Below are 16,651 nucleotides of genomic sequence, written 5' to 3'. Positions count from 1 at the left end.
CACTAGCCGGCATCGACAGCCTTGCAATCTAGCGGAGTTAAATCATGCAACAAAGCAGAAAACGTATCCTGATCATCGGTGGCGTCGCCGGCGGCGCATCCTGCGCGGCCAGGCTCAGGCGCTTGTGCGAGCATTGCGAGATCGTCTTGATCGACAAAGGCGAACACGTTTCCTTCGCCAATTGCGGTTTGCCCTATTTTGTCGGCGATGTGATCAAGGAAGAGCAAAAACTGTTGGTGGCGACTCCCGACTTGTTTCAAAACCGCTTCAATATCGAAGTCTTGGTTCAACACGAAGTCACCGCGATCGATCGGCAGGCGAAAACGGTCAGCGTGACCAACCTGCAGGACGGCAGCGAGACGGAAATGCATTATGACGCCCTCGTGCTATCCACCGGCGCCAAGGCGATCAGACCGCCGCTGGAAGGCATCGATCTGCCCGGCATTTATGTCCTCAGAACGATTCCGGACAGTCACAAATTGAAGGCCGCGGCGAAAAACGCCAAGCGCGCGGTCATCATCGGCGGCGGCTTCATCGGTTTGGAAATGGCGGAAAATCTCGCCGCCTTGAATTTGCAGGTAACCCTCATCGAGATGGCGAAACAGGTTATGCCGCCGCTCGATCCGGAAATGGCCGCCTATGTCAAAAGTTGTTTGGAGGAAAACAATATCGCCTTGAGACTCGGTTGCGCGGTGGAGTCCTTTCAACAAATGGATAACGGTTTGGTGGTGCATTATGCCGGCGGCCAGGTCGAAACCGACATTGTATTGCTGGCGATCGGCGTGACGCCTGCCTCCGAATTGGCCCAGCAAGCGGGGCTGGAAGTCGGTGCCCGGGGCGGCATCAAGGTCAACAAGACGATGCAAACCAGCGACCCCAGCATTTGGGCGGTCGGCGACGTGGTCGAAGTGGAGGATTTCGTCAGCAAACTGAAGGTAACGGTGCCGCTGGCCGGACCGGCCAACCGTCAAGGCCGGATTGCAGCCGGTGCGATCCTGGAAACCTTTAACCCTGCCTTGTGCCGTAAGTTGAGCTTTCGAGGCGTCCAGGGCACCGCCGTTTGCCAGGTATTTGGCCTGACGATCGCCCTGACAGGAACCAGCGAGAAAGCCCTGCAACGGTCCGGCATCACCAATTATCAAACGATTTATCTGCATCCGGGGCACCATGTCAGTTATTATCCGGGGGCCCAGCCTATTCACCTGAAACTGATTTATCGCCGTACCGACGGAAGAGTCCTGGGTGTGCAGGCGGTCGGCAAGGCGGGCGTGACGCGGCGGGTCGACGTGATCGCCATGGCCATACAAATGGGCGCGACCGTTTTCGACTTGGAAGAAAGCGAGTTATGTTACGCGCCGCAATTCGGCGGCGCCAAGGATCCGGTCAACATGGCCGGCATGATCGCGGCCAATAACTTGCGCCATGATTTGGAGCTGGCCGATTGGCACCAATTGCACGATACTAGCCACGTACTGCTCGATGTTAGGTCCGAGGGCGAATTCGCCGGCGGCCATATCGACAATGCCGTCAATATCCCGTTGGAACAATTACGCAAACGCATCGACGAATTGAGTTCCGAAGAGGAAATTTGGCTCGTTTGCGGCGTTGGCCAGCGGGCCTATTATGCGGTGCGCTTGCTAATGCAAAGAGGCTTTAAGGTCAAAGTGCTATCGGGCGGCATGCAAACCTATCGGTCTTTCGTCAACGCCGGGCTGATCGATTCTCAGACGATAACACCTGCAGGAGGTCAATAATGGGCTGTTGCGACGATCCCACCGAACCGGTCAAAATCAATCGCGGCGATTTGGTTCAGATACAGGAGCAATACGGTAATCTGCAACGCGAATTGTTTACCGGCGACCCGGAAAAAGTGATCCTAAAGGAATTGCATAACGCCAATACCTATCTGCGCGAACTGGCGGCCTTACGGGCTCATTTCGACTCGGTACGGCTGCAGGCGATCGGCATGCTGGAAAAGGACAGTAAGGGGGTGCTGGAAAGGGTTGCCGAGGCAGAGCGGGACAACGAGATTGGCCAAGCGGCCAAATTACGGCTGGAGCAAATCGCCAGCGACAAGGGATTATTCGGAAATTTGTTTAAAGGTTAGGTATGAGCGAATGCGAATGTAGTGTGGATTGCAGTAACCGGGAGCAGTACAAGGTATTGTGGTGGTTGCTGGCGATCAATGCGGTGATGTTCGGCGTCGAGCTGGCCGCCGGTTTGCTCAGCGATTCCACGGCCTTGATGGCGGATTCGTTGGATATGCTGGCCGATGCCTCGGTTTACGCCATTAGTCTTTACGCGGTGGGCAAGGCGGCCCGCCACAAAGCCGGCGTCGCCTTCGCCAGCGGCGTGATCGAAGTCATGCTGGGACTGGCGGCCGGCTTCGAGGTCCTGCAGAAGTTGCTGCACGGCAGCGAACCGCAATCGCTATTCATGATCGGGGTAGGTTCTTTGGCGCTGCTGGCCAACACGATCTGCGTGTTGTTGATCGCCCGCTTCCGCGATGGCGACGTGCATATGCGGGCCAGCTATATTTTTTCCAAGAACGATGTCATCGCCAACCTCGGCGTCGTGCTCAGCGGTGCCCTGGTGGCCTGGACCGGCTCGAACATTCCCGACCTGGTGATCGGTTTCGTCATCGCCATGGTGGTGATCAAGGGCGGGATTCATATTCTGCGGGAATCCCGCGCCGCATTCAAGGATTGCTGAAGCCGCTCATGTCCTCGGTTGTCGCTTGCTCGGCTTGCCGCTGCTGGTGCAAATAGGAGCCGCCGACGATAAATGCCATGACACACACATAAATGATAGAAGCGATGCGCTTGGCTTTCTTCGTGCCGGGATCCTGAAAATCCTGCAGTGGTTGGTACTTGTTTTTGTGCTGCATTTCCAATACCTTGATGACGCTTAATTTGTGAAGAATTATACCCTTGTATCAACAATTTTTTAACTTTACCGAAGCGCCTTTTAGCATCGCGCCGGACCCGCATTTCGTTTATATGAGCTCCCGCCATCAGGAGGGCCTGGCGCATTTACTCTACGGCATCACTCAGGGCGGCGGCTTTGTCGCGTTGACCGGCGAAGTGGGCACCGGCAAAACGACGCTGTGCCAGTGCTTGCTGCAACAACTGCCGCAACAAGTAGACTTGGCGCTAGTATTGAACCCGAAACTCAACGCGATCGAACTGCTGGCGACGATTTGCGACGAATTGTCGATCGACTACAACAAATACCGACAAACACTGAAGCACTTGGTGGATGCGCTCAATCATCACCTGCTGGAAGCCCATGCCAAGGGCCGGCGCACGGTGCTGATGATCGACGAAGCGCAAAATCTCAGTTTTCCGGTACTCGAACAGATCCGCTTGTTGACCAACCTGGAAACCAGTAAACAGAAACTGCTGCAAATCATTTTAGTGGGGCAGCCGGAACTTCAGGAGTTGCTGGCGTCGCCGCAGTTGCGCCAGCTGAATCAACGCATTACTGCGCGATATCATTTATTGCCGTTGAACAGAGCCGAAACCGGTCTTTACATCAAACACCGGCTGGCCGTCAGCCATGGCGATCGGGCCATTTTCAAGCCGTCGGCCATCAAGGCCATCCATCGTTTGTCGGGAGGCATCCCCCGCCTGGTCAACCTGATCTGCGACCGGGCTTTGCTGGGCGCTTATGTCCATAACAGCCGGCGCGTTTCAACCGCCATCGTCAACCGGGCTGCTCGGGAAATCGACAGTCTGTTACTCGTCAAACAACAGCAAAGAAGGCGGATGCTGTTGTTAGCGACCTTGTTGTTGAGTGCTACGGCAGGGGCTTATTATCATTGGCCAGCGCCTTTCGCCTCTCTTTCCGAGATAGCCCCGCCGGCGAAGTCACTTTCGATTCAAGCATCGGCAAAGCCGGAGAACACAGCAACGCTGGCCGCAAGCCCAGTTCCTGCGGAAACGAATGAAACGGAGGATGATGCGGCATTGCCGACCGAGGAAGAAAAAATCGAAACCAAGGCTGCCGAACGACCGGCGGCTAACCTGCTCCAGTATTTGCAACAAACGGAACTTACCTTAGCGCAGGCCTTTACCGATTTGTTGTCAATCTGGGGGTTGCCGCCGGCAACGACGCAACAATGCGAGCAATTGCCGGTCAATTGCCTGGCCGACCAGGCGACTTGGCGCGAGCTGATAGGCTTGAATCGTCCGGTAATCTTGGAATTTGCCGTCGATTCCGAACAAAAACGCCATTTATTACTGGTGGGCATGGACAATGGCCGTCCCGTTTTTCGTCATCAAGGCCGCGACATCAGCTTTTCGCTGCACGAAGTGTTGAACCTGTGGCAAGGTTATTATTTACTGCTGTGGCAATCACCGCCAAGCGGCGTCGATTTGATTTATCCGGGCCAACAGTCCGCCGCCGTGCTATGGCTGCGAGAACAGCTCGATGCGTTATTACCCGCTGCCGAAACAACCCGAGGGGCGGCCGATTACTTCGATTCGTCCTTGCAGAAACGGGTCGTAGCTTTCCAGCAGAGCAGGCAATTGCAGGCCGACGGCATCGTCGGTCCCCGCACGATGATTCACTTGCAAAACCTATCGGCCGATCAATACGGCCCCCGATTACGAATAAGCGATTGACATGTCTTATATACTGAACGCCTTGCGAAAATCCGAACGGGAAAGGCAGAAAAACCAGGAGCAAAACCTGACGACGCACTTGCAGGATGACAATCCCGGCAAAAGCGCTGTCCATGCCTATTGGTTGATTCTACTGATCGTCTTGAATGCGGCGTTATTCGCCTATGTTCTGATCAGATACGACGGCGGCGAAACATCGCTTACTGTTCCGGCGCCGGCAAAAAAACAGCCCGCCTTGATTACCACTACAAAACTACCCGAGCCGAGTGCAGAGCAGACTTTGCCGGGAAAAAGCGCGGAACCACTCGCCGTAGTCCAAGCCGCGCCTGCAGCGGAAACGATTGCCGGCTTAATCGAAAACAAAAAACCACAGGTCACCGACGCAACGCCGACAAAAGCGCAAAATAAAACCGGAGTTAAACAAATGCCGGCTGCGGAACAGGCCGTCTCGCCGGACAGCCAAGTCGTACGGGTAGAGCGCGATGAAACCGATCATTTAATCGGCAAAGTCGTCGAGGCGTCTCTCAAGCATGAGGCAAAGCCATCTGTTGCTCCAGAAAACGCTTCTGAATCAGGTAAGCCCATAGTCGAAAGCGAAATCAACGACAAAAGCGGAAAAGCCGAGAATGATACTCCCTGGCTGGAGGAACTGCCTTCGTCGTTCCGTCGTAATGTGCCTGCAATCGATATTAATGTGTATGTCTATTCCGAACAGGCCGAAAACCGTTTCATCATGGTATCCATGCACAAATATCTAACCGGGCAAGAGATCAGTGCCGGCATGCTACTGAAGGACATTCAACAGGACGGCATCGTGGTCGAATACCGGGGCAGGCAGTTCAAAATCGGGCGGAAATGACGCCTCAGGACATCCGGTCGAGAGCCGCCAAAATGAAATTGACTCCCGCCAGGATAATGAACAAGGGGATGGCAATGATCAAACTGATGACCCAGATGACGGCATCATTGCTTTGTTTTTTCATGTTATTGACTCGAATTACGCCACCATGGCCCGTTCGTATTCATCCAGGCCGGTGCGGTGGATATTTGCCGACTGATTATCTTCCGTCGATGCAGTGAGAAAATCGATAGCCGCAGGGCTTAACTCGGTGTCGGCGCCTAATAATTCATTGTCTACAGTTAATTGAGTTTCCATAGTGATTTACTTTTACTAATCTGTAAGCTCTTAGCAGTTAAGACTGCCCCATTTTTGTAAAAGTTCATTATCGAAACTCAATGTTAAAGTTCGATGACAAAGCGCAAACAATATGCGCCATGCAATGGCGGCCATGGAATTTCGCGTCCATCAGGACATGACGATGCTGCGCCTTTTCGCGCCCCAATTTCCCGGTTTGGCTTCGAACACGCCGGCGCAACGCGTGCCGCATTTAGCGCAACAGCCGTCTTCAGTTAAATTCCACTGGGACAGTTCGTACCAATCGCGGCCGATCAATAGTTCGCCGCAATGGTGGCAATAAGTACTGTCTGCCGCCTTGTTATGCACATTCCCGACATAGGCATAGCGGACACCATTTTTTAACGCAATATCGCGCGCCATCAGCAATGAGCTAATCGGCGTGTGCGGTTTGTCGCGCATTTTCCAGTCGGGATGAAACGCGGAAAAATGCATCGGCACATCCGGACCCAGCTGCTCGACCACCCATTGCGTCATTTCCTCCAGCTCCTGCTCGGAATCGTTTTCGCCGGGAATGATCAGCGTGGTCAATTCCAACCAGACATCGGTCTCGTGCTTGATGTACTGCAGCGTTTCCAATACCGGCTGCAGATGGGAGCCGGTGATCTTGTGATAAAAATCTTCGGTAAAGGCTTTCAAATCGATGTTGGCGGCATCCATGACCTTATAAAACTCGGCGCGAGGTTCGGCGCAGACATAACCGGCCGAAACGGATACCGATTTGATGCCCAGTTCCCGGCAGGCCAGGGCCGTGTCGATCGCATATTCATGAAAAATAACCGGGTCGTTGTAGGTATAAGCGACGCTCTTGCAGCCCGACTCGGCCGCGGCCTTGGCGATCGCCTCCGGGCTTGCCCGGCTCATCAGCGAATCCATTTCCCGCGATTTGCTGATGTCCCAATTCTGGCAAAACTTGCAGGCGAGGTTGCAGCCGGCCGTGCCGAAAGAAAAAACGGCCGTTCCCGGATAAAAATGATTGAGCGGTTTCTTCTCGATGGGGTCTATACAAAAACCACTGGAACGACCGTAGCTGGTCATGACGATTTGCTGATGCAGGTTTTGCCTGACAAAACACAGCCCGCGCTGGCCGTCGTGCAGTTTGCAAAAACGCGGACACAAATCGCATTGAATCCGGCCGTCTTCCAGGGTATGCCAATAGTCCGTTGTGACAGTGCTGTCGTCGATTAATTTACGCATGGTCATCACTTGTATTTTTCACTAAACGGCCTATAACTTTACTACAGATTAGATAAGTGAGGAGAAGATGTCCCACATTATTCGTCAACCCGCCGTCGCCGGCAGTTTCTATCCTGCCGATCCCAAACAACTATCGGCCATGATCAGCCGATTTCTCGATGAGGTAAAACCCGTAACGAAAGCCCCCAAGGCCATCATCGTCCCGCATGCCGGTTACATTTATTCCGGACCGATCGCCGCCTCGGCCTATGCCCGTTTGAAAGGGGCGGCCTACCAAATCAACCGGGTCGTGTTGATCGGGCCGTCACACCGGGTCGGTTTCAGCGGGCTGGCGATCAGCCATGCCGGCAGCTTCGCGACGCCCTTGGGTAATATCGAACTCGATCAAGAAAACCGGGGAAAAATACTTGATCTGCCTTTTGTCGGTTACCTGGATCAAGCCCATGAACTGGAGCATAGCCTGGAAGTGCAACTCCCCTTTCTCCAGCAAATATTAGGTTCGTTTCGCCTGCTGCCGATAGTGGCCGGCGATGCCTCGGCCGAACAGGTGTGCCAGGTCCTGGAAAAAGTCTGGGATGGCCCTGAAACCCTGATCGTGATCAGCTCCGACTTGAGCCATTACCATAGTTACGCGGAAGCTCAAAAATTGGATAAAAAAACGACCGACTATATCCAGGCGCTGCAATATGAAAAGTTGGATTACGATTCTGCTTGCGGCAGAGTAGGGGTTGGTGGTTTGCTGGCTTATGCCAGAAAACACCATTTGCAAGTCAAAAACGTGGACTTGAGGAATTCCGGCGATACGGCCGGCGATAAATTCCGCGTTGTCGGATACGGCGCGTATGTCATTGACTAAAGACAATCAACAAATCTTACTGCAACTGGCCCGACAATCGATCGAAAACGGTTTTAAAACCGGTCATCCGCTCAGTGTCGATTTGCGAGATTATCCACTGGAGCTGTGCAAACAGCGGGCGACTTTCGTGACGTTGGAAAAAAATCACAACCTGCGCGGCTGCATCGGTATGCTGGAGGCGGTTTTTCCATTGGCCGAGGATGTGGCGGAAAATGCCTTTTCCGCCGCATTCAAGGACCCGCGCTTCCCGCCGGTACAAAAAAGCGAAATAGACGACCTCGAAATTCATATTTCGATCCTGAGCGAGCCGGAGCCGATAAGCTTTAGCTCCGAGGAAGACTTGTTGGCCCAAATTCGGCCCAATGTCGACGGGCTGATTCTGGAGGAAGGCCATCGCCGCGGTACTTTTTTGCCATCGGTTTGGGAAATGCTGCCGGACAAAAAACAATTCTTGCGTCATTTGAAAAATAAAGCCGGCTTGCCGGCCGACTATTGGTCGGATACGGTCAAGGTCTACCGCTATACCACCGAGATGTTCGGTTGAGAAAAAGGGTTGGACGCACGCCGGCATATTGCTTTTTATAGCGGCTCATTCGTTTTCTCAGCAGACTTCGGCGCGACGTTTATCAAGGCCCCTTGCTCTTGCTCCGAGCCGCCGATAATCGCCTGATGCCGTTGCAGCAATATTTGTCCGACACGGGCAAAATACGTTCTCGCATTCGCTCCGCCATGTTCGAGGAATTGATAACCCGTGCGCTCCAATTCTGCCGCGGCAATACGGTTGGCCTGCCACTTGCGCTGAAAATCGCCGCTGGTCGAAATCGTCATCAGCAACGCGGCAACAACCGAAAGGGTCGCAGCGACATCTTTTTTGAGCGCCTCGTTGCGAATAAAGGACTCCAGCTTGAGCACTAACGCCGCCAATGCGCTCAGCGCGGCGGCGGTAAAGGTGAATCCCCAATAAATCCCGCTCCAACGCACGGCGTTCGCCCGAGTTTCGCGATAGTTTTGCCAAATTACCCGGGCTACCAAGGATTCGTCCGAGTCGTTGTTCTGCAGCAGGGGGTGTAACGCCTGTTCAAGCGCTTCGCCGCGCGACCAATTACCAGTGCCTTGCTGATAGCACCAAACAGCAACTCCAGTAGCGGCGACGAGAAAGAAGGCAATTATCCAGCGCCTGTGGGGCCAAGATTGAGTGAGCTGTGACATGGGGTTACCTCGGCAAAAAACGAGAAACTTTGCCCGCAATTCGGATACGGAAGTAGCGCTCAGTATAACCAAAAAACCATTGTATTGAAGGGATAAACAGTTGCTTTTTCTTGAGTCGCTGATAACCTCCAATTATCCACAAATATAGGAACGACACGATGCGCTACGCCTTCCTTCTATTGTTGATTTTCTTGCCCGGCTGCACCGGCATTCCCGACGGCGTCGAAGCCGTCGACGGCTTTAATGTATCTCGCTATCTCGGCAAATGGTATGAAATCGCCCGCCTGGATCATCCTTTCGAGCGTAACCTGACCGCGGTCACGGCTGAATACAGCCTGCGCCAAGACGGCGGCATCACTGTTGTGAACAGCGGCTACGACCCAGTCAAGCAAAAACGGGTGTCGGTCGAAGGAAAGGCATACTTGATCGAAACTCCCGAGCAAGGGCGCTTAAAAGTTTCTTTTTTCGGCCCTTTCTACGCCAGTTACAATATTATTGCCCTGGACAAGCAGGATTACCGATATGCCATGGTGACCGGCCCCAATTTGGATTATTTGTGGATTTTATCGCGCACCCCGCAATTGGATGAAGCCGTTTTGGCCGGCCTGAAAACACAGGCAAGGCAACTGGGCTTCGCGGTCGATGAATTGATTTACGTCTCCCATACACCATGAGGGTACACCATCTCTATCGCCGTCAAGCATTGGCCATGACCCGGCAACAGGCTTGGGACTATTTTTCCTCTCCTTACTTTCTGAACGATATCACGCCGAATTTTTTTCACGTTCGTATCGACTCGAAGGTTCCCGAGAAAATATATGCCGGTTTATTGATTTGTTACCGCATGAAAGCCCTATTCGCCCTGCCGATGAATTGGGTCTCCGACATCAGCCATTGCGACGAACCCCGTCGTTTCGTTTACCGGCAGTTAGTCGGTCCTTTTAAATTTTGGAGCCATGAAGTCTGTATAAGTGATAGCGAAAATGGTATCGTGCTGGAAGATATCGTTTATTACGCCATGCCTTTCGGCTGGCTTGGCGAGTTATTCCACAAGTTGCTCATCGGCGATCGCTTGCAGCGAATTTTCACGCACCGGGCGCGCTGTCTACAGAATAAATGGGGGTATCATGAATAACGTACCGCGTTTTGGTTTGATCATGGCTGGGTTGTTACTTTTTTCCTTCATGGCTATCATCAGGCTTTCCCACTCCGCGCCAAAATTGGGGCTGAGCAACGGTAAACTGCTGCCCTGCCCTAAATCTCCCAATTGCGTCTGTAGCGAGAACGAACCGGCGTTGGCCTTGCGCCTGGAAGGATATCCGCCCGAGCAGGCCTGGCAGTTACTGCAGAATATCGTCGCCGCGCAAGGCGGTGAGATTACCGCAAAAAACGAAACCTATCTGCATGCCAAATTTTATTCCAAATGGATGCGTTTCATCGACGATTTCGAGGCGCGGCTGGATCGTGAGGCCGGCCTGATTCAATTGCGTTCCGCCGCCCGCACCGGCTATTACGATTTCAATGTCAACCGCAAGCGGGTCGAGACCATCAGGAAAAAAATGAATGTCTATTTGCGTTCCCAGTCAGGTTGAAGAAAATGGCCAGCAATAAAATTCCAGTCGGCATCAGCAGTTGTTTGCTCGGTGACGAAGTTCGTTATGACGGGGGGCATAAGCGCCACAGTTATATCGAACAAACCCTGGGGCAGTATTTTGAATTTCACCGCTTTTGTCCCGAGGTCGCCAGCGGCATGGGCATCCCCCGTCCGGCGGTGCAATTGCGAGAAACCGAGCAGGGCATCCGCTGCGTCGGCGTCAAGGACCGCAATCTGGACGTGACCGATCAATTGCAGGACTGTTGTCGCCGACAAGACGCCTGGCTGGCCACATTGTCCGGTTACATATTAAAAAAGGATTCGCCCAGTTGCGGCATGGAAAGAGTTCGGGTCTATCGAAAAGATTATCCCCAACGTAACGGTACCGGCCTGTTCGTCCAGCATATAAAATCGCATTTTCCGTTGCTTCCACTGGAAGAGGAAGGCCGTCTGGGCGATCCCGGCCTGCGGGAAAATTTCATCCAGCGGGTATTCGTCTATCAGCGCTGGCGGCAATTGAACGAAAAAAATCCGACGCCTAACGATTTGATGATTTTCCATAGCCGGCACAAGCTGATCGCGATGAGCCATAATCAAAACCAGGCCAGGGAATTGGGGCGCATCGCCGCCTCCGCCGATTCCAATAACATCGCGGACGTCGCCGATCGCTATATCAGCGGCTTGATGCAATGTCTGCACGAAGTCGCGACCCGTGGCAACCATGTCAATGTGCTGCAGCATATTCAAGGGTATTTGAAGAAAAAACTCGATAGCGAGGACAAAAAGGAACTATCCGAGACCATCGAAAAATACCGCCAGGGTGTATTGCCTTTGATTGTACCGATTACATTACTGCGCCATCACTTTCGTAGGCAACCCGACTCCTTCATCGAACGCTCTTATTACCTGTCGCCCCACCCCGAGGAATTGGCGTTATTGAACGATATTTAACCCGAACCTCTTTTTTTCCTTCATTGCCCGGATCGGCGAAAATTAGGTTTTTCGCCATCCGGTTTTTCATTCGATTCAATGTCGATATAATTGTTTTTTAAAAATCGGATGAAATCAATGTCAACTCAACTCCCTGTGCTTGGCTGGCGAGAATGGCTCGCGTTGCCGGAATTAAATCTGCCGCCAATCAAGGTAAAAATCGATACCGGTGCCCGCACCTCCGCATTGCATGCTTTTTTTGTCGATCCTTTCAGACGCGGTAAGCAGCAATGGGTTCGTTTTGGGATTCACCCGCATCCTCACGACAGCGAACTGGCCATTGAATGCGAGGCCATGGTGAAAGATCGCCGGGTCATTACCGATTCAGGCGGCCATAAACAGCGCCGCTATGTCATCGAAACAGCGATGATCATTGGTCCAGAAATGTTTTCGGCGGAGCTAACGCTAACCAACCGTGATACCATGAAGTTTCGTATGCTGTTGGGTCGAACGGCGATGAACGGCCGCTTTATTGTCAACCCGGCTAAATCGTATGTTCAAGGAGAACCGGCCGTCGCCGATCAACAAGATTATTAATAGCAAACTTAATCCGTTGCAAGGCAATTAATTTGCTTTCTAGCGTCCCGGAAACAATATTCAAAGGCCGGGAGCAAACACGATTATTTCAGGAAAAAACGTTATGAAAATTGCAATTTTATCCCGCAACCCAAAGCTGTATTCGACTTCCCGGTTAGTGGAAGCGGCGGAAAAACGGGGACATGAAGTCAGGGTGCTGGATGTGTTGCGCTGTTATATGAACATCACCTCGTTGAACCCGACCATTCATTATCGCGGAGAGGAATTAAGCGGTTTCGATGCCGTCATTCCCAGGATCGGGGCGTCGGTAACATTTTACGGTACGGCGGTATTGCGGCAATTCGAGATGATGAACGTATTTCCGTTGAACGAATCGGTCGCCATTACTCGCTCCCGCGACAAGTTGCGATCCACCCAGTTGTTGGCGCGCAAAGGCATCGGGCTGCCAGTTACCGGTTTCGCCAACAATCCGGACGATATCGAAGACCTGATATCGGAAGTCGGCGGTGCGCCACTGGTCATCAAACTGTTGGAAGGCACGCAGGGGATCGGCGTGGTGCTGGCCGAAACGCATAAGGCGGCGGAGAGCGTCATTCAGGCTTTCATGGGATTGAATGCCAACATCATGGTACAGGAGTTCATTAAGGAAGCCGGCGGCAGCGATATCCGCTGTTTCGTCGTAGACGGCAAGGTCGTGGCCGCGATGAAACGGCAAGGCGCCGAAGGCGAATTCCGCTCCAACCTGCACCGCGGCGGCACGGCGTCTTTAGTCAGACTGACTCCGGAAGAACGCTCCACTGCGGTGAGGGCGGCTAATATCATGGGATTGAACGTGTGCGGCGTCGATATGTTGCGCTCCAATCACGGTCCGGTGGTCATGGAAGTCAACTCCTCTCCCGGTTTGAAAGGCATAGAGGATGCCAGCGGCAAGGACATCGCGGAACTGATCATCAAATTCATCGAGAAAAAAATTACCGCCCTGAATACCGGATCGCAACAGCATTCCCGGACCCGGACCCGCGGCAAGGGCTGATGACATGCCGGGCGAACTGGTTATTAATCAGCAAACAATCAAGGCCGGCAACAGGGTAATCATCGATTTGCCGCTCCCCCCTTTGTATGGGTTGACGCCGATGACCATGCCGGTACATGTCATCCGCGGAAGAAAGACTGGCCCACGCTTGTTTGTCAGCGCCGCCATCCACGGCGATGAACTGAACGGCGTGGAAATCGTACGCCGGCTATTGAAACAACCGGCACTGAAACGTTTGCGCGGCACCTTGATCGCCATTCCGATGGTCAATGTCTACGGGGTCGTTCATCATTCCCGCTATTTACCCGATCGCCGCGATTTGAATCGATCCTTTCCCGGTTCGGCCAAGGGCTCCCTGGCGGCACGGCTGGCCGACCTGTTCATGCATGAAATTGTCGCGCAATGCAGCCACGGCATAGACTTGCATACCGGGGCCATACACCGCAGCAATTTGCCGCAAATTCGCGCCAACCTGGACGATGCGGAAACGCTGGCCTTGGCGCAGGCCTTCAATGTACCTGTATTGCTCAATGCCAATCTGCGCGACGGGTCGCTGCGGGAATCGGCCGCCGAGCAAGGCATTCCGATGCTGCTTTATGAAGGCGGGGAAGCGTTGCGTTTCGATGAAGTCTGCATCCGCGCCGGCCTGCGGGGTATTCTCCATGTCATGGGGCATCTGGGTATGATCGCGGCGAGGAGAAAACAGCGCAAAGCCATCAAGGAACCGTATGTCGCTAAATCCAGTAACTGGGTCAGGGCGCCGGCGAGCGGTATCTTTCGCACTATCAAGCCCTTAGGCGGACACGTTGACGCGCAAGAAATACTGGGGATGATCAGCGACCCGACCAGCAATACCGAAACCGAAGTCATCTCGCCGCATACCGGGCTGATCATCGGCCGTACCGAGATCCCCCTAGTTTATGAGGGCGAGGCGCTTTATCACATTGCCAGATTCGAGGACCATGAAGGCATCGCAGAGCAGGTGGAAACCTTTCAGGACAACATCCTGCCCACCAACGGCAACGAAGAAGAAGCTGTCATCACTTAAATTCGGCTCTTACCTTTGGCCAGGATAAATTTTCACGATAGTGACTTTGTCACTGACTCTTGCATCGCCTCAACCTAATATTGCAATCCAGCCCTTCCACCGAGCCGATTCGTTGTGGCAGAGCTGGGTCGATTTAATTAGATTATTGAGGTGAACAAGATGTTAGATTTCATGCTGAGTATTTTTTCCGGTATTTTTCAAATGAACATGCGCGACCATCACGATATTCCTTTCGCCTTGCCGCTGGTCATGGCCGCGCTGACAGGCTTTATCGTCGGATTTGCTATCTTGCACTTTATCGGCAACGACAAAAAGACGGATGAGGGAAACTAACCCCGTCTCTTGATTTCGTTTGCCCAAGGCAAGTGGAAGCGAAGTGTTTCCAGCTTGCCTGATGCCCTTTGAGAAGGTGACGTAAGGAAGCGTCAACGCATCTTATCCCAATGCTTAACCAGTAACAGTACGATGATGACAGGAATAACGGCCGCGGATAATTCCCAATACCCCATGGCCGCCAGGACCAGTTGATTGCACACCAGCAGCGCGGCGTACAAAAAAGCCGCCCACCGTTTCAGCATCCACAAACCGGCGATGCAAACTAGACTGAGTATTATCGCGCCAGAAAAATACAGCGGATAGATAGCGCCGATATGGCGGGAAACGGGAGAAAATACCAGATTGAGCATTTGGATGGCGTTGATCAAGCCAATAACGCAAATCGCCGTGATAGTCAACGGTTTCGCGGGATTCCAGCGGGCTTGTTCGTTCATGGTATTCTCCTGTTTGCAGACAATAACTCGATTTTTCCCTAAATATTGCCGACAGGCAAGGGTGGGTTTATGCTGATTTATCCGCCATAGTCGCGACCTTATGCATCAGGGTTACGGCTGTTTGGCCAAGCGACTCAATGCCGGCCTGTCGACGATCTCCACCGTTCCCCTACCCAGTTTGACCCAGCCGTAACTTTCGAAGCGCTTCAAATGGCGGGAAACCTCCTCGCGTGCCGACCCTAACTCCGCCGCTAATTCCTGATGCGTTTTTTGCACGATTTCGCTTCCGGCAGCGAGCAATGTATCGGCCAGACGCTGCTCGATCCCGGCAAACAGCACGGTCTCCATTCGACCGATGACATTGGACAAGCGTGCGGAAAAATTACGGAACACGAATTCGCGGAAAAAAGCGGAATGATCCAGGCAACGATGAAATGCCTGGGCGGAAATGACAAACGCCTTCACCGGGCCTTCGCTAACGCCTTCGGCCGGATAATTGTCTTCGCCCAACAGGCAGGAAGTCGTCAACACGCAGGAATCGCCGGGTCGAACATAGTACAATACGATTTCCCGGCCGTTTTCGGCGAGCAATTGCGCCTTGACCGCTCCCTCCAATAACAGCAGATAATTGCTGCAATGTTTTCCGGGATAAAACAGCTTTTCGCCATCCGGAATATCGACCAGCATGGCCGATTCCATCAAGCTTTTAACGCTCTTATCCGGGCAAGCGGCGAACTGGGGAAAATAGGTTTGCCAGAGGTGGTAATTTTTCAGCATATGGGCACTTCTTCAAGATTAGGCATGGTAAGCATGCGATATCTTCCGAATCATACCACCCGCGCTGGAATTATTCGGCAGAAAATTCCTCCACCCTATGCTATGAAGGACATCGATGCATTAGCCGCCACTTAATGCACCGGTTCGTTAAAGTCATCAGGGGTACCAACAGTGAGCTTACGCCCCTGGCTGTTTATATCGTGTTAGATATAAGCATGTTATGGCTTGAAAGACTGAATAGACACTTGCATTTATCGAAGGACTTCCCTGAGCGATTCCGAATAGACGGCATTTATGATTACGCTCCGATATCTTCGTTCCATAACTCGGAAGACGCCTCGATAAAGCGCTTCATCAGGTCGATGCAGGAAGGCTCTTGCAGCACCTCGACGGCGACCCCATTCGATCTAAGGAGATCCTCTTCGCCCTTAAAAGTTTGATTTTCGCCGATGACCACTTTGGGAATCCCGTATAGCAGGATGGCGCCGGTGCACATGGAACAGGGAGATAGCGTGGTGTATAAGGTGCATTCCCGATAGACGCTTGCAGGTTGCCGGCCGGCGTTTTCCAGCGCGTCCATTTCCCCGTGCAGAACGACGCTACCTTTTTGCACGCGCCGATTATGGCCGCGACCGATAATCTTCCCCTGGTGGACAAGAACTGAGCCGATCGGGATACCTCCCTCTCGTAAACCCGTTTCCGCTTCCTCGATAGCTGCCTTCATGAATTGATCCGTCATCGTACATTCCCCCCCCCTGAAGTGTGATGGTCGAGCTCAGCTTAGCCTATCTAGGGTCAATTGGAAAAGCCGTGCTCCAAA

22 protein-coding genes are annotated in these 16,651 nt (G+C 53.0%); 15 read left to right on the top strand and 7 right to left on the bottom strand.

Annotated elements, in window-relative coordinates; genetic code table 11:
* Nucleotides 1-44 precede the first annotated feature (44 nt).
* Genes EP25_RS0112190 through EP25_RS0112180 form a run of 3 tightly spaced genes read left to right on the top strand, consistent with a single transcriptional unit; the run spans nt 45 to nt 2,712 of the window.
* A complete protein-coding gene (locus EP25_RS0112190) occupies nt 45-1,754 on the top strand; it encodes an FAD-dependent oxidoreductase (protein WP_051906622.1) in 1,710 nt (569 codons plus the stop codon).
* On the top strand, nt 1,754-2,107 hold the full coding sequence (locus tag EP25_RS0112185; protein ID WP_036300530.1) for a hypothetical protein: 354 nt from the start codon (nt 1,754-1,756) through the stop codon (nt 2,105-2,107). The genes EP25_RS0112190 and EP25_RS0112185 overlap by 1 nt, the downstream gene beginning before the upstream one ends.
* A 2-nt stretch (nt 2,108-2,109) precedes the next feature.
* Nucleotides 2,110-2,712, top strand: coding sequence for a cation diffusion facilitator family transporter (locus EP25_RS0112180; protein ID WP_031434147.1), 603 nt, complete (start codon nt 2,110-2,112; stop codon nt 2,710-2,712).
* Here the strand turns inward: EP25_RS0112180 and EP25_RS0112175 are convergent.
* Entirely contained in the window at nt 2,699-2,887 is a 189-nt protein-coding gene (locus EP25_RS0112175) for a hypothetical protein (protein ID WP_031434146.1), read from the bottom strand. The genes EP25_RS0112180 and EP25_RS0112175 overlap by 14 nt on opposite strands.
* A 43-nt stretch (nt 2,888-2,930) precedes the next feature.
* Here EP25_RS0112175 and EP25_RS0112170 point away from each other — a divergent pair, with 43 nt between their 5' ends.
* On the top strand, nt 2,931-4,625 hold the full coding sequence (locus EP25_RS0112170; RefSeq protein WP_031434145.1) for an ExeA family protein: 1,695 nt from the start codon (nt 2,931-2,933) through the stop codon (nt 4,623-4,625).
* A gap of 1 nt (nt 4,626) precedes the next feature.
* Nucleotides 4,627-5,484 (top strand): general secretion pathway protein GspB, encoded by an 858-nt coding sequence (locus tag EP25_RS0112165; RefSeq protein WP_031434144.1) that lies wholly within the window; start codon nt 4,627-4,629, stop codon nt 5,482-5,484.
* Nucleotides 5,485-5,622: 138 nt separating this feature from the next.
* Here the strand turns inward: EP25_RS0112165 and EP25_RS23475 are convergent, their stop codons facing one another.
* Both EP25_RS23475 and amrS read right to left on the bottom strand, forming a co-directional pair.
* On the bottom strand, nt 5,623-5,781 hold the full coding sequence (locus EP25_RS23475) for a hypothetical protein (protein ID WP_160172728.1): 159 nt from the start codon (nt 5,779-5,781) through the stop codon (nt 5,623-5,625).
* A 150-nt stretch (nt 5,782-5,931) separates the two neighbouring features.
* A complete protein-coding gene (gene amrS / locus EP25_RS0112150; RefSeq protein WP_031434143.1) occupies nt 5,932-7,017 on the bottom strand; it encodes an AmmeMemoRadiSam system radical SAM enzyme in 1,086 nt (361 codons plus the stop codon).
* 76 nt (nt 7,018-7,093) lie between these two features.
* Here amrS and amrB point away from each other — a divergent pair, with 76 nt between their 5' ends.
* Both amrB and amrA read left to right on the top strand, forming a co-directional pair.
* A complete protein-coding gene (gene amrB, locus EP25_RS0112145; RefSeq protein ID WP_031434142.1) occupies nt 7,094-7,873 on the top strand; it encodes an AmmeMemoRadiSam system protein B in 780 nt (259 codons plus the stop codon).
* Entirely contained in the window at nt 7,860-8,417 is a 558-nt protein-coding gene (gene amrA, locus EP25_RS0112140) for an AmmeMemoRadiSam system protein A (RefSeq protein ID WP_031434141.1), read from the top strand. The genes amrB and amrA overlap by 14 nt, the downstream gene beginning before the upstream one ends.
* Nucleotides 8,418-8,452: 35 nt before the next feature.
* Here amrA and EP25_RS0112135 read toward each other — a convergent pair whose 3' ends face one another.
* On the bottom strand, nt 8,453-9,082 hold the full coding sequence (locus EP25_RS0112135; protein ID WP_031434140.1) for a hypothetical protein: 630 nt from the start codon (nt 9,080-9,082) through the stop codon (nt 8,453-8,455).
* 158 nt (nt 9,083-9,240) lie between these two features.
* Between EP25_RS0112135 and EP25_RS0112130 the strand changes: the two genes are divergently transcribed.
* The 8 genes from EP25_RS0112130 to EP25_RS23610 all read left to right on the top strand — a co-directional run bounded on the left by EP25_RS0112130 (nt 9,241) and on the right by EP25_RS23610 (nt 14,617).
* The gene (locus EP25_RS0112130) at nt 9,241-9,756 is read left to right on the top strand and encodes a lipocalin family protein (protein WP_031434139.1); all 516 of its coding nucleotides are present in this window, start codon (nt 9,241-9,243) and stop codon (nt 9,754-9,756) included.
* Nucleotides 9,753-10,217 carry an SRPBCC family protein gene (locus EP25_RS0112125; RefSeq protein ID WP_031434138.1) on the top strand — a complete coding sequence of 155 codons (465 nt, stop codon included), beginning with the start codon at nt 9,753-9,755 and terminating at the stop codon, nt 10,215-10,217. Before EP25_RS0112130 ends, EP25_RS0112125 begins: the two co-directional genes overlap by 4 nt.
* On the top strand, nt 10,210-10,674 hold the full coding sequence (locus EP25_RS21965) for a DUF1499 domain-containing protein (protein WP_036300523.1): 465 nt from the start codon (nt 10,210-10,212) through the stop codon (nt 10,672-10,674). Before EP25_RS0112125 ends, EP25_RS21965 begins: the two co-directional genes overlap by 8 nt.
* A 5-nt stretch (nt 10,675-10,679) precedes the next feature.
* The gene (locus tag EP25_RS0112115; RefSeq protein WP_031434136.1) at nt 10,680-11,627 is read left to right on the top strand and encodes a YbgA family protein; all 948 of its coding nucleotides are present in this window, start codon (nt 10,680-10,682) and stop codon (nt 11,625-11,627) included.
* Nucleotides 11,628-11,744: 117 nt separating this feature from the next.
* On the top strand, nt 11,745-12,203 hold the full coding sequence (locus EP25_RS0112110) for an ATP-dependent zinc protease family protein (protein WP_235185892.1): 459 nt from the start codon (nt 11,745-11,747) through the stop codon (nt 12,201-12,203).
* A gap of 103 nt (nt 12,204-12,306) precedes the next feature.
* Nucleotides 12,307-13,236, top strand: coding sequence for a 30S ribosomal protein S6--L-glutamate ligase (gene rimK, locus EP25_RS0112105; RefSeq protein ID WP_031434134.1), 930 nt, complete (start codon nt 12,307-12,309; stop codon nt 13,234-13,236).
* Nucleotides 13,237-13,240: 4 nt separating this feature from the next.
* Complete coding sequence (locus tag EP25_RS0112100) at nt 13,241-14,284, top strand: succinylglutamate desuccinylase/aspartoacylase family protein (protein WP_031434133.1); 1,044 nt, start codon at nt 13,241-13,243, stop codon at nt 14,282-14,284.
* A 159-nt stretch (nt 14,285-14,443) separates the two neighbouring features.
* Complete coding sequence (locus tag EP25_RS23610; RefSeq protein WP_200875027.1) at nt 14,444-14,617, top strand: hypothetical protein; 174 nt, start codon at nt 14,444-14,446, stop codon at nt 14,615-14,617.
* A 92-nt stretch (nt 14,618-14,709) separates the two neighbouring features.
* On the opposite strand, the gene EP25_RS0112090 is transcribed toward EP25_RS23610, so the two are convergent.
* The 3 genes from EP25_RS0112090 to EP25_RS0112080 form a co-directional block, all read right to left on the bottom strand.
* Nucleotides 14,710-15,054 carry a hypothetical protein gene (locus EP25_RS0112090; protein WP_031434132.1) on the bottom strand — a complete coding sequence of 115 codons (345 nt, stop codon included), beginning with the start codon at nt 15,052-15,054 and terminating at the stop codon, nt 14,710-14,712.
* A 111-nt stretch (nt 15,055-15,165) separates the two neighbouring features.
* Nucleotides 15,166-15,831 (bottom strand): Crp/Fnr family transcriptional regulator, encoded by a 666-nt coding sequence (locus EP25_RS0112085; protein WP_036300512.1) that lies wholly within the window; start codon nt 15,829-15,831, stop codon nt 15,166-15,168.
* Between the two features lie 298 nt (nt 15,832-16,129).
* A complete protein-coding gene (locus EP25_RS0112080) occupies nt 16,130-16,570 on the bottom strand; it encodes a nucleoside deaminase (protein ID WP_031434130.1) in 441 nt (146 codons plus the stop codon).
* Nucleotides 16,571-16,651: the final 81 nt, after the last annotated feature.

The organism is Methylomarinum vadi, from assembly GCF_000733935.1.
GTDB lineage: Bacteria > Pseudomonadota > Gammaproteobacteria > Methylococcales > Methylomonadaceae > Methylomarinum > Methylomarinum vadi.
The sequence above is the reverse complement of the archived record's forward strand: the minus strand, read 5'-3'. Positions and strand labels throughout refer to the sequence as shown.

Coding starts and splice junctions, on each gene's coding strand:
- amrA (WP_031434141.1), top strand. CDS start 7,860: ATGTCATTGACTAAAGACAATCAACAAATCTTACTGCAACTGGCCCGA.
- EP25_RS0112110 (WP_235185892.1), top strand. CDS start 11,745: ATGTCAACTCAACTCCCTGTGCTTGGCTGGCGAGAATGGCTCGCGTTG.
- EP25_RS0112115 (WP_031434136.1), top strand. CDS start 10,680: ATGGCCAGCAATAAAATTCCAGTCGGCATCAGCAGTTGTTTGCTCGGT.
- EP25_RS0112080 (WP_031434130.1), bottom strand. CDS start 16,570: ATGACGGATCAATTCATGAAGGCAGCTATCGAGGAAGCGGAAACGGGT.
- EP25_RS0112180 (WP_031434147.1), top strand. CDS start 2,110: ATGAGCGAATGCGAATGTAGTGTGGATTGCAGTAACCGGGAGCAGTAC.
- amrS (WP_031434143.1), bottom strand. CDS start 7,017: ATGCGTAAATTAATCGACGACAGCACTGTCACAACGGACTATTGGCAT.
- EP25_RS0112100 (WP_031434133.1), top strand. CDS start 13,241: ATGCCGGGCGAACTGGTTATTAATCAGCAAACAATCAAGGCCGGCAAC.
- EP25_RS0112190 (WP_051906622.1), top strand. CDS start 45: ATGCAACAAAGCAGAAAACGTATCCTGATCATCGGTGGCGTCGCCGGC.
- EP25_RS0112130 (WP_031434139.1), top strand. CDS start 9,241: ATGCGCTACGCCTTCCTTCTATTGTTGATTTTCTTGCCCGGCTGCACC.
- EP25_RS0112090 (WP_031434132.1), bottom strand. CDS start 15,054: ATGAACGAACAAGCCCGCTGGAATCCCGCGAAACCGTTGACTATCACG.
- rimK (WP_031434134.1), top strand. CDS start 12,307: ATGAAAATTGCAATTTTATCCCGCAACCCAAAGCTGTATTCGACTTCC.
- EP25_RS21965 (WP_036300523.1), top strand. CDS start 10,210: ATGAATAACGTACCGCGTTTTGGTTTGATCATGGCTGGGTTGTTACTT.
- EP25_RS0112135 (WP_031434140.1), bottom strand. CDS start 9,082: ATGTCACAGCTCACTCAATCTTGGCCCCACAGGCGCTGGATAATTGCC.
- EP25_RS0112165 (WP_031434144.1), top strand. CDS start 4,627: ATGTCTTATATACTGAACGCCTTGCGAAAATCCGAACGGGAAAGGCAG.
- EP25_RS0112125 (WP_031434138.1), top strand. CDS start 9,753: ATGAGGGTACACCATCTCTATCGCCGTCAAGCATTGGCCATGACCCGG.
- EP25_RS23475 (WP_160172728.1), bottom strand. CDS start 5,781: ATGGAAACTCAATTAACTGTAGACAATGAATTATTAGGCGCCGACACC.
- EP25_RS0112175 (WP_031434146.1), bottom strand. CDS start 2,887: ATGCAGCACAAAAACAAGTACCAACCACTGCAGGATTTTCAGGATCCC.
- EP25_RS0112085 (WP_036300512.1), bottom strand. CDS start 15,831: ATGCTGAAAAATTACCACCTCTGGCAAACCTATTTTCCCCAGTTCGCC.
- EP25_RS0112185 (WP_036300530.1), top strand. CDS start 1,754: ATGGGCTGTTGCGACGATCCCACCGAACCGGTCAAAATCAATCGCGGC.
- EP25_RS23610 (WP_200875027.1), top strand. CDS start 14,444: ATGTTAGATTTCATGCTGAGTATTTTTTCCGGTATTTTTCAAATGAAC.